At 71.4% G+C, this 11686-nt stretch carries 12 protein-coding genes and 2 pseudogenes; 5 read left to right on the forward strand and 9 right to left on the reverse strand.

All coding sequences use genetic code 11. The annotated features are described in order from the left end of the window. A pseudogene (locus tag AB0I76_RS12670) lies at positions 1-204 on the reverse strand (cyclase); the annotation flags it as partial. A gap of 133 nt (positions 205-337) precedes the next feature. Then, the gene (locus AB0I76_RS12675) at positions 338-1492 is read right to left on the reverse strand and encodes a low temperature requirement protein A (protein WP_357033930.1); all 1155 of its coding nucleotides are present in this window, start codon (positions 1490-1492) and stop codon (positions 338-340) included. A gap of 197 nt (positions 1493-1689) precedes the next feature. Between AB0I76_RS12675 and AB0I76_RS12680 the strand changes: the two genes are divergently transcribed. From AB0I76_RS12680 to AB0I76_RS12690, 3 genes are all read left to right on the forward strand, one after another. Continuing rightward, a complete protein-coding gene (locus tag AB0I76_RS12680) occupies positions 1690-2100 on the forward strand; it encodes a VOC family protein (protein ID WP_357033932.1) in 411 nt (136 codons plus the stop codon). A 39-nt stretch (positions 2101-2139) separates the two neighbouring features. Further along, a complete protein-coding gene (locus AB0I76_RS12685) occupies positions 2140-2508 on the forward strand; it encodes an AraC family transcriptional regulator (RefSeq protein WP_357033934.1) in 369 nt (122 codons plus the stop codon). A 124-nt stretch (positions 2509-2632) separates the two neighbouring features. Next, a complete protein-coding gene (locus tag AB0I76_RS12690) occupies positions 2633-3349 on the forward strand; it encodes a pyridoxamine 5'-phosphate oxidase family protein (protein ID WP_357033936.1) in 717 nt (238 codons plus the stop codon). Positions 3350-3370: 21 nt separating this feature from the next. Here AB0I76_RS12690 and AB0I76_RS12695 read toward each other — a convergent pair whose 3' ends face one another. The 4 genes from AB0I76_RS12695 to AB0I76_RS12710 all read right to left on the reverse strand — a co-directional run bounded on the left by AB0I76_RS12695 (position 3371) and on the right by AB0I76_RS12710 (position 6835). Continuing rightward, a complete protein-coding gene (locus tag AB0I76_RS12695; protein ID WP_357033938.1) occupies positions 3371-4447 on the reverse strand; it encodes an epoxide hydrolase in 1077 nt (358 codons plus the stop codon). Between the two features lie 205 nt (positions 4448-4652). Next, positions 4653-5171, reverse strand: coding sequence for a peptide-methionine (S)-S-oxide reductase MsrA (msrA, locus tag AB0I76_RS12700; RefSeq protein ID WP_357033940.1), 519 nt, complete (start codon positions 5169-5171; stop codon positions 4653-4655). A gap of 36 nt (positions 5172-5207) precedes the next feature. Then, a complete protein-coding gene (locus AB0I76_RS12705) occupies positions 5208-6095 on the reverse strand; it encodes a redoxin (RefSeq protein ID WP_357033942.1) in 888 nt (295 codons plus the stop codon). After that, positions 6092-6835 (reverse strand): DUF1223 domain-containing protein, encoded by a 744-nt coding sequence (locus AB0I76_RS12710; protein WP_357033944.1) that lies wholly within the window; start codon positions 6833-6835, stop codon positions 6092-6094. The genes AB0I76_RS12705 and AB0I76_RS12710 overlap by 4 nt, the downstream gene beginning before the upstream one ends. Before the next feature lie 135 nt (positions 6836-6970). Here AB0I76_RS12710 and AB0I76_RS12715 point away from each other — a divergent pair, with 135 nt between their 5' ends. Further along, positions 6971-7591 (forward strand): GNAT family N-acetyltransferase, encoded by a 621-nt coding sequence (locus AB0I76_RS12715; protein WP_357033946.1) that lies wholly within the window; start codon positions 6971-6973, stop codon positions 7589-7591. On the opposite strand, the gene AB0I76_RS12720 is transcribed toward AB0I76_RS12715, so the two are convergent. From AB0I76_RS12720 to AB0I76_RS12730, 3 genes are all read right to left on the reverse strand, one after another. Beyond that, complete coding sequence (locus AB0I76_RS12720) at positions 7570-8037, reverse strand: SRPBCC family protein (protein ID WP_357033947.1); 468 nt, start codon at positions 8035-8037, stop codon at positions 7570-7572. The two genes, AB0I76_RS12715 and AB0I76_RS12720, sit on opposite strands and share 22 nt — an antisense overlap. Before the next feature lie 9 nt (positions 8038-8046). Further along, positions 8047-10212, reverse strand: a complete 2166-nt coding sequence (helR, locus tag AB0I76_RS12725) for an RNA polymerase recycling motor ATPase HelR (RefSeq protein ID WP_357033949.1) — start codon at positions 10210-10212, stop codon at positions 8047-8049. Between the two features lie 230 nt (positions 10213-10442). Next, positions 10443-11333, reverse strand: coding sequence for a LysR family transcriptional regulator (locus AB0I76_RS12730; protein WP_357033951.1), 891 nt, complete (start codon positions 11331-11333; stop codon positions 10443-10445). A gap of 80 nt (positions 11334-11413) precedes the next feature. Here AB0I76_RS12730 and AB0I76_RS12735 point away from each other — a divergent pair. Further along, a pseudogene (locus AB0I76_RS12735) lies at positions 11414-11686 on the forward strand (hypothetical protein); the annotation flags it as partial.

The raw sequence follows: 11686 nt of genomic DNA on the forward strand, positions 1-11686 counted from the left end.
GGCCAGGTACCGCGCGCCGAGCGCCGGGACCACCGTCCGCGCCGCCGGCACGTCGTCCACACCGACCAGCCGGGCACACCGATCGGGTACGGCGAGAGCACCGACGCCGATCGCGAGGCTCAGCCAGCCCAGGGCCCGGGGCAGCCGGATCGCCGGCTGCGGCCCGTCCAGCTCGCGCAACAGCACGCGGTCGTCGTCATCCACGCTCGGCCCCTCCGGTCGGCACGGGACCACGGGCACGAGGCCCCGGTGGTCCGGCGATGGTTCCGCCACGTGACGTTATGCGACTGGTTCGACGCATGAGCCTGATTCCGGCGAGATGGTGGCGACGGCAGAGTCAGCGCCTCGGCCACGACCTCGATTCCATGTGACGGTCCAGGACCGCCACGACCAGCAGGACGCCGACGTTTGCCACGGCCACGCCGAGAAGCGGCGCCGCGTGCCCGGTGAACGCGATGACCAGCAGGGCGGCCAGCCCGAGCAACCGGTACCAGGACAGCCGGCGGTAGATGAGCGCGGACAGGGCGATCCGGCCGGCGAGGAAGAGCACGGGGCCGGCGACGGTCAGCGCCATCCCCGCGCCGGACGCCCGGTCGGTTGGATGCGCGATCACCAGATCGGCGGCCACCGACGTGGCCACCACACCGGCGATCATGACCAGGTGCAGGTTGCCGGTGAGGGTGGCGAACCGGGCCGGATTCCGTTCGTCGATGGCGGCGCCCAGGTACGGGCCGGCCGGCGCGACGTACAGCCGGCCGATCAGCACCGCGGCGGCGAAGGCCAGGAGGAAGGCGGCGGAGTGCAGCGGGGCCAGCTCGGTCGCCGAGTACGCCAGACCCGCGGCGATGATCAGCTCGCCGAGGGCGATGATGAAGATCTGCTGGAACCGCTCGGTGAGGTGTCCGCCGCGCAGCCGCAGTTCACCGGGCTGCGCACGGCCCAGCCCGGGGACCGGCCAGCCCAGGTGCGGTGCCGCGTAGTCCAGCGCCACGGCCACCACCCAGGCGGGCACGCGTGCCGCCGGCCAGGCGGCCCCGACCAACCAGAAGATCCCGGAGACGACGAACCAGACCAGGACCCGCAGCGTACGGCGACGCAGGGGATGCCCGCGCAACGCCACGGTCGTGACGATGCTCCGCCCGACGTGGAGCGCGACGTACGCTCCGGCGAAGAGTGCCGCCCGGTTCCCCGTCGCGTGCGGCACGGCGACGCTCATCAGCAGGACCCCGAGCGTGGCGCCGACGAGCAGGGCCTGCACCGCGCGGTGGTCGCGGGCGAACCAGTCGGTGAACCAGGCCGTCACCACCCAGACCGACCACAGCGGAAGCAGAAGCAGGGCGGTGCGGGCCACCCCCGTGAGGCTCGCGTCGGCGAGCAGGACGAGCGAGATCTGCCGCAGCGCGAGGACGAACGCGAGGTCGAAGAAGAGTTCCAGGAACGATGCCTGAAGTGGCTCGTCGCCGCGTCTCAGCAGCGCGGCCGGACGGCTCACCCTCGTGGCTCCTCCCGGTCACCGCAGCCCACACCGTGCGACCGCCGATTCTCCCGGCGGCAACCCGACCGCGGGCCCGATCCCTGCGGCGCTCACCCTGACGGGGCAGGTAGACGGGCCCGGACCGACGAGACCGGTGGCCCGATCGATCAGGAATCGAGAAGTGCCGGCCAGGGGGCCGCACCTAGCCTGATCGCATGGACATCACCATTCACACGACCTTCCTTCCGCACGTCGACCCGGACGCCTCCCTGGCCTTCTACCGCGACGTCCTCGGCTTCGAGGTCCGCAATGACGTCGGACAGGGCAGGATGCGGTGGATCACGGTCGGTCCGGTCGACCAGCCCGGCACGTCGATCCTCCTGGCCCCGCCAGCCGCCGACCCCGGGGTCACCGAGGACGAGCGCCGCACCATCGCCGAGATGATGGCCAAGGGCACCTACGGCTGGATCCTGCTGGCCACCCGGGACCTCGACGGCACCTTCGAGAAGGTGCAGGCCGGCGACACCGAGGTCGTCCAAGAGCCGACCGAGCAGCCGTACGGCATCCGCGACTGCGCCTTCCGCGACCCCGCGGGCAACCTGGTCCGCATCCAGGAGCTTCGCTGACCCGTCCGGTCGTCGGTCATGGATGAAGGGAGTTCTCTCATGTGTCACCCCGCATGGGGCCAGGCACTGGCCGCGGCCCAGCGCCTGCGCGACCTCGCGCGACTGCGCCGGGTCCGCGACCGGATCGACCGGGAGTACGCGCAGCCGCTGGACGTCGAGGCGCTCGCCCGTGGCGCGGAGATGTCGGCCGAGCACCTCAGCCGCCAGTTCCGGCTGGCCTACGGCCAGTCCCCGCACGTGTACCTGATGACGCGGCGCGTCGAGCGCGCGACGGCGTTGCTACGTAGTGGCGCCTACCGGCGCCGGGCAACGGGTGCCGCTGCGGGGATGCCGCCGTGTGTGGGAAGACGGGTGACGAGACCGGTCAGGAATCAAGAAGCGCTGGTCACCGAGCTGCACCTAGCGTGATGACCATGACATCCATCGCATCCATCACCCTCGAGGTGGCCGACCCCACATCGGCGCCGCCCTGGACGCCGGTGCCACGCCGCTGAAACCGGCCGCGAAGTCGCTCTGGGGCTACGGCGGTGTCGTGCAGGTTCCGGACGGGACGATCTGGAAGGTCGCGACCTCGGCGAAGAAGGACACCGGCCCGGCCACCCGGCAGATCGACGAGTTCGTGCTCCTGCTGGGCGTCGCGGACGTGGCGGCGAGCAAGCGGTTCTACGTCGAGCGCGGCCTCGCCGTGGCGAAGAGCTTCGGCCGCATGTACGCCGAGTTCGCTGCGGGGGACGATCAGCGAGGGAGCCCCTCCCGTGCAGGAGGGGCTCCCCACGACGTGACTGGAGGAAGCATGACGGGCGCGCCGCCGCGTGGACTTGAGGAGAGGCTGCGGGACACTCGCGCGAAGCTGGAGAGCGACATCGATCCCTGGGTCGCGACGTCGGGCTCTCCGGGCGGGGTCCACCTCATCCCGCTCTCGTACCTCTGGGACGGGACCGCGTTCCTCATCTCGACGCCGCGCGCCTCGGTCACCGGCCGCAACCGGCGGGCGCACGGCCGGGTGCGACTCAGCCTCGGGCCGACGCGGGACGTCGTCGTCGTCGACGGCACCGCCGAGCCGGTGGACGTCGCCGACCTCGGCCCGGCGGCGGGCGACGCGTTCGCGACGAAGACCGGTTTCGACCCGCGCACGCTCGACGAGCCCTACCAGTACTTCCGGATCCGGCCGCGGCGCATCCAGGCCTGGCGGGAGGCCAACGAGTTGCAGAGACGCGTCCTCATGCGCGACGGCCGTTGGCTCGGCTGACCGCCGTCCGGACAGGGTCGCCTAGCGCAGCGACCGGAAGGCGGTTCGCAACTCCTCGGTCAGGAGCATCGGCTGCTCGAAGGCCGCGAAGTGCCCACCCCGGTCGAGCTGGTTGTAGTGGATGAGGTTGGGATACGCCTGCTCGGCCCAGCTCCGCGGGGTCTGGTAGAGCTCGTCCGGGAAGACGCTCACGGCGACCGGGACGGACACCCCCTTGGCGGCGAAGAAGGACAGCGTGTTCTCCGCGTAGAGACGAGCCGCGGAAACACCCGTGTTCGTCAACCAGAAGAGCGTGACGTTGTCGAGGACGTCGTCGCGGGTGAGGCCGACCTGCTGCCCGGCGAAGGCCTGGCAGATCAGCTCCAGGCTGGCCGCGTCGTGGTCGATCATGTAGCTCGCCAGGGCGATCGGCGAGTCCGCGAGCCCGGTCAGCGTCTCCGTGCGCGTCCCCATCATCAGGGCGTAGGCGGAGTGCTGCCAGAAGAAGTACAGCTGTTCGCACGCCCGCCGCTCCTCGTCGGAGAGGCCGGACGGCAGCGCGGCCAGCGCGTTGCCCGCTCCGGTGATGTCCGACTGGAGCAACGTGTCGATGTCCGGCGGAATCGCGCCCGGCATGTTGGTGTGGATGCCGGCCAGTTCCGGCGGCGCCTGCAGGCCGATGAGGTCGGTGATGAGCGCGCCCCAGTCGCCCCCCTGCGCGACGTACCGCGAGTAGCCCAGACGCCTCATCAGTTCGATCCAGGCGTTCGCGATGTGCTCGGGGCCCCAGCCGGGCGTGGTCGGCTTACCCGAGAAGCCGTAGCCGGGCATCGACGGGATCACCAGGTGGAAGGCGTCCGACGCGGTCCCGCCGTGCGCCGTCGGGTCGGTGAGCGGACCCACGATCTTCATCTGCTCGATGATCGAACCCGGCCAACCGTGGGTGACGATGAGCGGCAGCGCGTCGTCGTGCCTGGACCGGATGTGCAGGAAGTGGATGTCGAGCCCGTCGATCTCGGTGATGAAGTTCGGCAGGTCGTTCAGCCGCGCCTCGGTCCTGCGCCAGTCGTACTCCTTCTCCCAGTAGCGGGCGAGTACCTGGCTCGTCTCCAGCGGCACGCCCTGGGACTGGTCGTCGACCGGTCTGCTTCTCGGGCCAGCGGGTGGCCGCGATGCGTGCCCGCAGGTCCTGGAGGTCCGCCTCGGAGAACTCCACCCGGAACGGCCGGATGTCGGTGGCGGTACGGGTCAGCGTCTGGGTCCTGGCAGCCACGTGGCCTCATTGTCGATTCGGCGGGGTCGGATCCAGCGAGGGCGCTGGACATCAGGTGCCGCTCTCACCCCGGCGGGGCAGCTTCCAGTCCGGCCGGACGAAGTGGCAGGTGTACCCGCCGGGATTGCGCTCCAGGTAGTCCTGGTGCTCCGGCTCGGCCTCCCAGAAGGGCCCGGCCGGGCTGACCTCGGTGACCACCTTGCCGGGCCACAGGCCGGACGCGTCGACGTCGGCGATGGTGTCCTCGGCGACGTGCCGCTGCTGGTCGTCGGTGTAGAAGATGGCCGACCGGTAGCTGACACCGATGTCGTTCCCCTGACGGTTCTTCGTCGTCGGGTCGTGGACCTGGAAGAAGAACTCCAGAAGGTCGCGGTAGGACAGTTCGTCCGGGTCGAAGCTGATCTCGATGGCCTCGGCGTGGGTGCCATGGTTGCGGTACGTCGCGTTCGGCACGTCCCCGCCGGTGTAGCCGACCCTCGTGTCGACCACGCCGGGGCGTTTCCGGATGAGATCCTGCATCCCCCAGAAGCAACCGCCGGCCAGGATCGCCTTCTCGGTCTTGTCGTTCATCGCTCCACTCCAGGTGCTCAAACATCAGGACACGCGCTACGGGCCGAAGGTGAAGACGTACGCGCGGAAGCCCGGCTGGTCGGTGACGAGGGTCAGCAGGTGGTCGACCCGGGACGCGTCGGCGACGAGCCGGATCATGGCCGCCCGGTCGATCCGCGCCACCGCGTCCGGGCCGACGTCGGGGCCGCGCTCCTCGCCGATCGGGTTCCCGTCGAGCAGCACCTGAATCGCGGCCCGCCCGGTGGGTCCCGGGTCGACGACGAGGTTCACCTCGCCGGCGGTGAAGGGCAGGGCGAGTTCGCCGGTGCCGCCGGCGAGTTCGACGTACTCGCCGGCGCTCCGCCAGTCGCCGGCCACCGTGAACGTGCCCGGCACGCCCCGGTCGGCCCCGAGGTACGTCTCGGGCGTGATGCCGACGTAGGTGGGCTGCCCGGTCGTGACGAACGCCGTCACCTCGGGGCTGACCGGCGGCAGCGGGGTGCCGGGTGCCCGGACCTCGATGAGCCGGCGGATCTCCGACTCCACCCGCTCGTAGTCGCCCTCGCCGACCCACCGGTCGACGAGCCGACCGTCGGCGTCGAAGAGGTACTTCGCCGGCCAGGCGTCGTTGCGCAGGGCCCGCCAGAACGTGAAGTCGTTGTCGAGTGCGACGGGATGGGTCAGACCGTGGTCGCGGATCGCCCGGTCGATGTTCTCGGCGTGCCGGCCGAACTCGAACTCGGGCGCGTGCACCCCGACGACGGTCAGGCCCAGGTCGGCGTAGTCGCGGTGCCACGCCCTGACGTACGGGGCGGTGCGGATCCAGTTGACGCAGGTGTACTCCCAGATGTCGACCAGGACCACCCGGCCGTGCAGGTCGTCGGGAGTCAACGGCGGCGAGTTCACCCACCGCTCGACGGTGACGGGAGGAAGCCGCACGGTCATGTCCGGGATGCCACCGAGACGTCCACGGCCGCGGCGCCGGTGATCGACTTGTCGCCCTCGTTCTGCACGTAGCCGACCACCGAGGCGCGTCGAGGATCGAGGTCCGGCGGCACGGTGATCTCGACCCGCCCGCGCCCCATGTCCAGCTTCGCGGACGTGAAGGCGCGTACCACGCCGTCCTGCCGGAGCCGGCGCCCGGCGTTCTCACCCCGGGGGACGTCGTTCTCCAGGCCCCGTTGGACGACCGCCACGTTCAGGACCGCCTGCTCCGGCGGATGTTCGGCGTGGTAGTCCACCGTCAGCCGGCGTCCGTCGCCGCCGTCGACGTTCTCGACCGACAGCGCGAGCGACGTGGCGGCTGACTCCCCGAGGGCCGACTTGATCGCCGACGACGCCGCCCGGTCGTTGGAGCCGACGAACTCGACGGTGCCGTTGACGACCATCTGCGGCGTGTACAACCCGCCGGAGCCGAAGGCGCGCGCGTACGCCTCCTGCCGGAGCGTGTGCGCCGGGTCGCCGTAGGGGTCGGCCCAGCCCAGGTGGTCCCAGTAGTCGACGTGGAACCCGAGGGCGTACACGGGCTGGCCCCGCTCGCGGGCGTCGCGGTCGATCTTGGAGAGCACCTCCTCGGCGGGCGGGCAGCTGTTGCAGCCCTGGGAGGTGAACATCTCCACGACGGCGAAGCCACCGCCCTCCCCCGGGCGTCCGCTACCCGACCCTGTGCGCGCTGTGTCCGTCATGGCGCCGCCTCCCCGGTCAGTCCCTGCTGGCGGCACTGCCCTTCCCCTTAGGCCCGCGACCATTCCCGCCCGCGCGGCGAGCGGCCACGACAAATCGGATCGCGTCCCGCAAACCAGTCATGCGATCGTGGCCGCATGCCCCAACCGATCGTGCGTACCGACCGCCTGCTGCTCGTCCCGCTCGCCGACCGGCACCTCGACCTGGAGGTCGGACTGGACTCCGACCCCGAGGTGCTCCGCTACCTCTACGGCCGGGCGCGGTCGAGGGACGAGGTGGTCACCTCGCACGCCCAGCGGATGAGCCTGGCCGGCAGGGTGGACGGCCTGGGCTACTGGATGGCGTTCGGCTCCGACGACTGCGCGCCCGGCTCGACACCACCGGCCGAGGAGGGTGAGGGGACCTTCGTCGGACTGATGATGCTTCCGCCCGCGCACGGCCCCGACCAGCCCCACGACCCGGCCGTCAGCGACCTGGGCTACCGCCTGGTCCGCCGGCACTGGCGCAAGGGCCTGGCCAGCGAGGCGTCGCGCGCTCTCCTGCGGCACGCTTTCGACACCGTCGGGCAGAGCCGGGTGATCGCGCAGACCATGGCCGTGAACACCGGGTCCCGGCGCGTCATGGAGACGATCGGCATGCGGTACGTCCGCACGTTCTTCCCGTTCTGGGACGACCCGCTGCCGGAAACGGAGCTGGGCGAGGTCGAGTACGAGATGACCCGTGCGATGTGGGCGGCTCAGTGCGCCGCTTCGATGTAGGACGCCAGGTTGGCCAGCGAGGAGGCGATCCCAACCTCGTGAACCGCCTGGTCGATGCCGGGCGGCACGTCCGTCGCGGTGACGGTCACCTCGGTCCCCGCACCGGTGGCAGCGAGGTGCCAGGTCATCGTCATCGTGCCCGAGTACGCCGGGTCGTCGGCCTCGAACACGACCCGCTGCACCACACGCTCCGGGGGCACCAGGGCCGCGAACTCCACGTCGACGACGTCCGTCGCATCTGACGTCTTCCCGGGACTGTCGGTGTGGTCGAGATAGGTGAGAACCAGCCGGAAACCGCCGCCGGGCCGGGGATCCCACCGCTCGATCCGCCCACGCATGCCGTCCGGCGGCAGCCATGCCTCCAGCGACTCCCGGTCGAGGAGAGCGCCGTAGACGGTCGCCGGTGGTGCCGCGATCACCCGGCAGGCGCGGTCGGTCCTACCCATCGCCCGATTCTAGGACCGGCGGTCACGGTGCCCGGTGTTCGTCAGGATGACGAGTTGCCGGGTCGCCCGCGTCATCGCGACATAGCGGTCGACCGCCCCCTCGATGCCCGTGCCGAACGCCTCGGGGTCGACAAGGACGACCAGGTCGAACTCGAGCCCCTTCGCCAGCACCGGGGTCAGCGACCGGACGCGGGACGTCGGCGGGAAGGTGGGATCGCCGATGACACAAGCGGTCCCCTCGGCGTGCGCGGCGAGCCACGTGTCGAGGATCGCGCCCAGCTCCGCAACAGATCCGTGGACGACGGGCACGTTGCTGCTCCGGATGGAGGTCGGCACGTTGGCGTCCGGTAGCACGGCCCGGATGACCGGCTCGGCCTCCGCCATGACCTCCGCCGGCGTCCGGTAGTTGACGCTCAGGGCGGCCAGGGTGACCCGGTCGAGCCCGATCCGCCTCAGCCGTTCCTGCCACGACTCGGTGAACCCGTGGCGGGCCTGGGCACGGTCCCCGACGACGGTGAAGCTTCGGGACGGGCAGCGGAGCAGCAACATCTGCCACTCCGCGTCGGTCAGCTCCTGCGCCTCGTCAACGACGATGTGCGCGAACGGGCCGGCGAGCAGGTCCGGGTCGGCGCTGGCCAGCGCGGACTCGTCGACCAGGGCGTCCTGGAGGTCCAGTTGGCGCAGGCTCGACAACACACCCTCACCGTCGTCATAGGCGTGGGCCTCGATCAGCTCGTCGATCACCGTGGCGCGGCGCTCCCGTTCGACGGCGACAGCGGCGTCGTTCCGGCGGTTGCGCCGGGACGCCTCCGCGTCGCCGAGCCGCTGCCGTGCCGCGTCCAGGAGGGGCAGGTCGGACACCGTCCAGGCCCGGGCGTCGCCGCGCTGGAGCTTGCGGACCTCGTCGGGGCTGAGCCAGGGAGCACACCTCCGCAGGTACGCGGGCACCGACCACAGGTCGCCGACGAGGTCCGCCGCGTCGAGCAGCGGCCACGCGCGGTGGAACGCCGTGCGCAGGTCGGTGTTCCGCAGCAGCGATGCGCGGACCAGGTCGTCCGGCTCGTCACCGTCGTACCTGTCCAGCAGGATCGTGAGCAGCTCCTCCCAGATCTCGTCCCGCGCCTCGTTGTGCGGGGTGCCGGGCCCCACCGCCTCGAACGCCTGGGCCCAGTCCTCAGCGCTCAGCCGGATGTCGGCGTCGTCGGTCGTGACCGTCATCCCCTTGTCCGGCGGCTCCTCGTAGAACCGGACGGCCGCCTCGATCGCCCTCACCAGGTCCGCGGACGACTTCAGCCGGGCCACGTCCGAGTCGGTCTCGACGGTCGCCGCGGCACCCTCGGGGACGAGGTCCCGCAGGGTGCAGATCTGCACGTCCTCCTCACCCAGGCTGGGCAGGACGTCGGCGACGTAGGCCAGGTAGGGCTGGTGCGGCCCGACGAACAGCACCCCGCCCCGGCGGTGGCCCAGTCGCGGGTCGGCGTAGAGGAGGTAGGCGGTGCGGTGCAGCGCGACGACCGTCTTGCCGGTGCCCGGACCGCCGTCGACGACGAGAGCGCCGCGGGATCCCGCTCGGATGATGGCGTCCTGGTCGGCCTGGATGGTGCCGAGCACGTCACGCATCCGGGTCGATCGGCTGCTGCCCAGGCTGGCGATGAAGGCGGACTGGTCGTCGAGGGCGGCGTGCCCCTCCAGACCGTCGGGGGTGAACACCTCGTCCCAGTAGTCGGTGATCCAGCCGCGGGTCCAGCGATACCTGCGGCGACTCGCCAGGCCCATCGGGTTGCCGTGGGTGGCGCCGAAGAACGGCTCGGCGGCGGGGGAACGCCAGTCGAGCAGCAGTCGACGACCCGCGCCGTCGGTGAGGCCCCGTCGTCCGACGTACACGGGCTCGGGGTTGTCGGCGCTGACCATGCGCCCGATGCACAGGTCCAGGCCGAAGCGACTCAGGGCACGCAGGCGGGCGGTCAGCCGGCGGACCTCCATGTCCCGGTCCACCGCCTGCCGGCCCTTGCCACCGGGCGCCCGGCGCGCGGCATCCAGGCGGCCGGACAGGTCGTCGTGCAGCTCCTGGAGGCTCTCGGCCATGGCCGTGAAGTGCCGCTCGTCGCGGTCGATCAGCGTCGGGTCGGCCTTGGGAGAGAGGTGCTCGGGAAGGTCGAACGCACGGGAATGCAATTCATCAATTCCGTTCTGAGGTCGTTCCTGCCGCCGTTGCGCCCAGCACGGCCTCTGCGCACACGCAGGTCGTGGCTTGCGTTTCCGCAGGTGACGGGGCTTGGCCGGTGAATTCTGCGGCACCAACCCGGTCTTGCGGCAAGCCCCCCGGTGCGCTATACGTTAGAAGTGGCAGGGAGTAGCCACTCCCTTTTCCATCGACTGTCCGCGGCCACCACGCTCAGCGCGCATCACGCGGAAGCGGCAGCCTCCCGCAGCGCGGCGACCGCGGTCCGCGCCGCCGGTGTGTGCTCCACCGCGTCGTGCACCACCACGTGGATCGACCGGATCGGCGTCGGGCGGACCACCCGGACCGGGGTCACGCCGTCGGGCAGGTGGGCCGCGGCGATCGCGGGGAGCACCGTGAGACCGATGCCGGCGGCGACGAAGGCGAGCGCCGTCGGATAGTCGTGCGCCTCGACCCGGAAGGCCGGGCTGAAGCCGGCGGCGGTGCAGGCCTCGAGGAGGTTGGCACGGCACCAGCCACGGGCGAAGTCGTTGTCGACCCAGCGCTCGTCGGCGAGGTCGACGAGGTCCACCTCCTCATGCCCGGCGAGGCGGTGCCCGGCGGGCAGCACGGCCACGTACGGGTCGTCGAGGAGGTGGTGGGCGGTGAAGCCCGAACCGGGCTCGAAGCCGGCACCGGCCACGACCACCTGCACGTCGGCGCGTTCCTCCCGGCTGTCCGGGATGTGCTCGCGCAGTTCCAGGTCGAGCCGCACTCCGGGGAGTTCGGTGAGGATGCGCCGCACCACGAGCGGCATCCACGCGGCGCCCACCGACGCGAAGTACGCGATGGACAGTGCGCCGGTGCGGCCGGTGCGCAGGTCCGCGATCAGCGACTCGGCCGCTCCGAGCCGGGCGAGTACCCGGTCCGCTTCGGCGGCGAGGGCGTGCCCGGCGGCGGTGGGTCGCAGGCCCCGCCCCGCTCGGGCGAGCAGGGTGAGGCCCGTCTCGCGCTGGAGTGCGGTGAGGTGCTGGCTGACGGCGGACGGGGTGTAGCCGAGGTTGGCGGCGGCGGCCTGCACGGACCCGGACGCGACGACGGAGCGGAAGATCCGGAGGCGGTGGACGTCGAGCATGCCCAACTATAAAGCCGGACTGAATCGTGGTGAAGAAACAATCGCTGGTGCTGAACAGTCGGGCGCACGAGAATCTTCCCATGACGCCTGCGCTGCTCACCGCCGCCCCGAGCCGGCCGCATGACACCGGGAGCGACCGCGCCCCCAGGCCGTACACCCGGTCGTGGCCGACTGTCGCCGCCGCCGGGACCACCGTGCTCCTGTGGGCGTCGGCGTTCGTCGGCATCCGCTTCGCCGGCCACGACTACTCCCCCGGCGCCATGGCGCTGGGTCGGATGGTGGCGGCGTCCATCGCGCTGAGCGCGTTCGTGGCGTTCACCGCCGGGCTGCGCCGCAACCGACCGCGGCCCGCC

The organism is Micromonospora sp. NPDC049799, assembly GCF_040656655.1.
GTDB lineage: Bacteria > Actinomycetota > Actinomycetes > Mycobacteriales > Micromonosporaceae > Micromonospora.

What these genes read in the sequence shown, in the direction of transcription:
- AB0I76_RS12680 (WP_357033932.1), top strand. Translation starts at nt 1,690, where the DNA reads ATGGACATCACCATTCACACGACCTTCCTTCCGCACGTCGACCCGGAC.
- AB0I76_RS12720 (WP_357033947.1), bottom strand. Translation starts at nt 8,037, where the DNA reads ATGGGTAGGACCGACCGCGCCTGCCGGGTGATCGCGGCACCACCGGCG.
- msrA (WP_357033940.1), bottom strand. Translation starts at nt 5,171, where the DNA reads ATGAACGACAAGACCGAGAAGGCGATCCTGGCCGGCGGTTGCTTCTGG.
- AB0I76_RS12705 (WP_357033942.1), bottom strand. Translation starts at nt 6,095, where the DNA reads ATGACCGTGCGGCTTCCTCCCGTCACCGTCGAGCGGTGGGTGAACTCG.
- AB0I76_RS12715 (WP_357033946.1), top strand. Translation starts at nt 6,971, where the DNA reads ATGCCCCAACCGATCGTGCGTACCGACCGCCTGCTGCTCGTCCCGCTC.
- AB0I76_RS12710 (WP_357033944.1), bottom strand. Translation starts at nt 6,835, where the DNA reads ATGACGGACACAGCGCGCACAGGGTCGGGTAGCGGACGCCCGGGGGAG.
- AB0I76_RS12730 (WP_357033951.1), bottom strand. Translation starts at nt 11,333, where the DNA reads ATGCTCGACGTCCACCGCCTCCGGATCTTCCGCTCCGTCGTCGCGTCC.
- AB0I76_RS12685 (WP_357033934.1), top strand. Translation starts at nt 2,140, where the DNA reads ATGTGTCACCCCGCATGGGGCCAGGCACTGGCCGCGGCCCAGCGCCTG.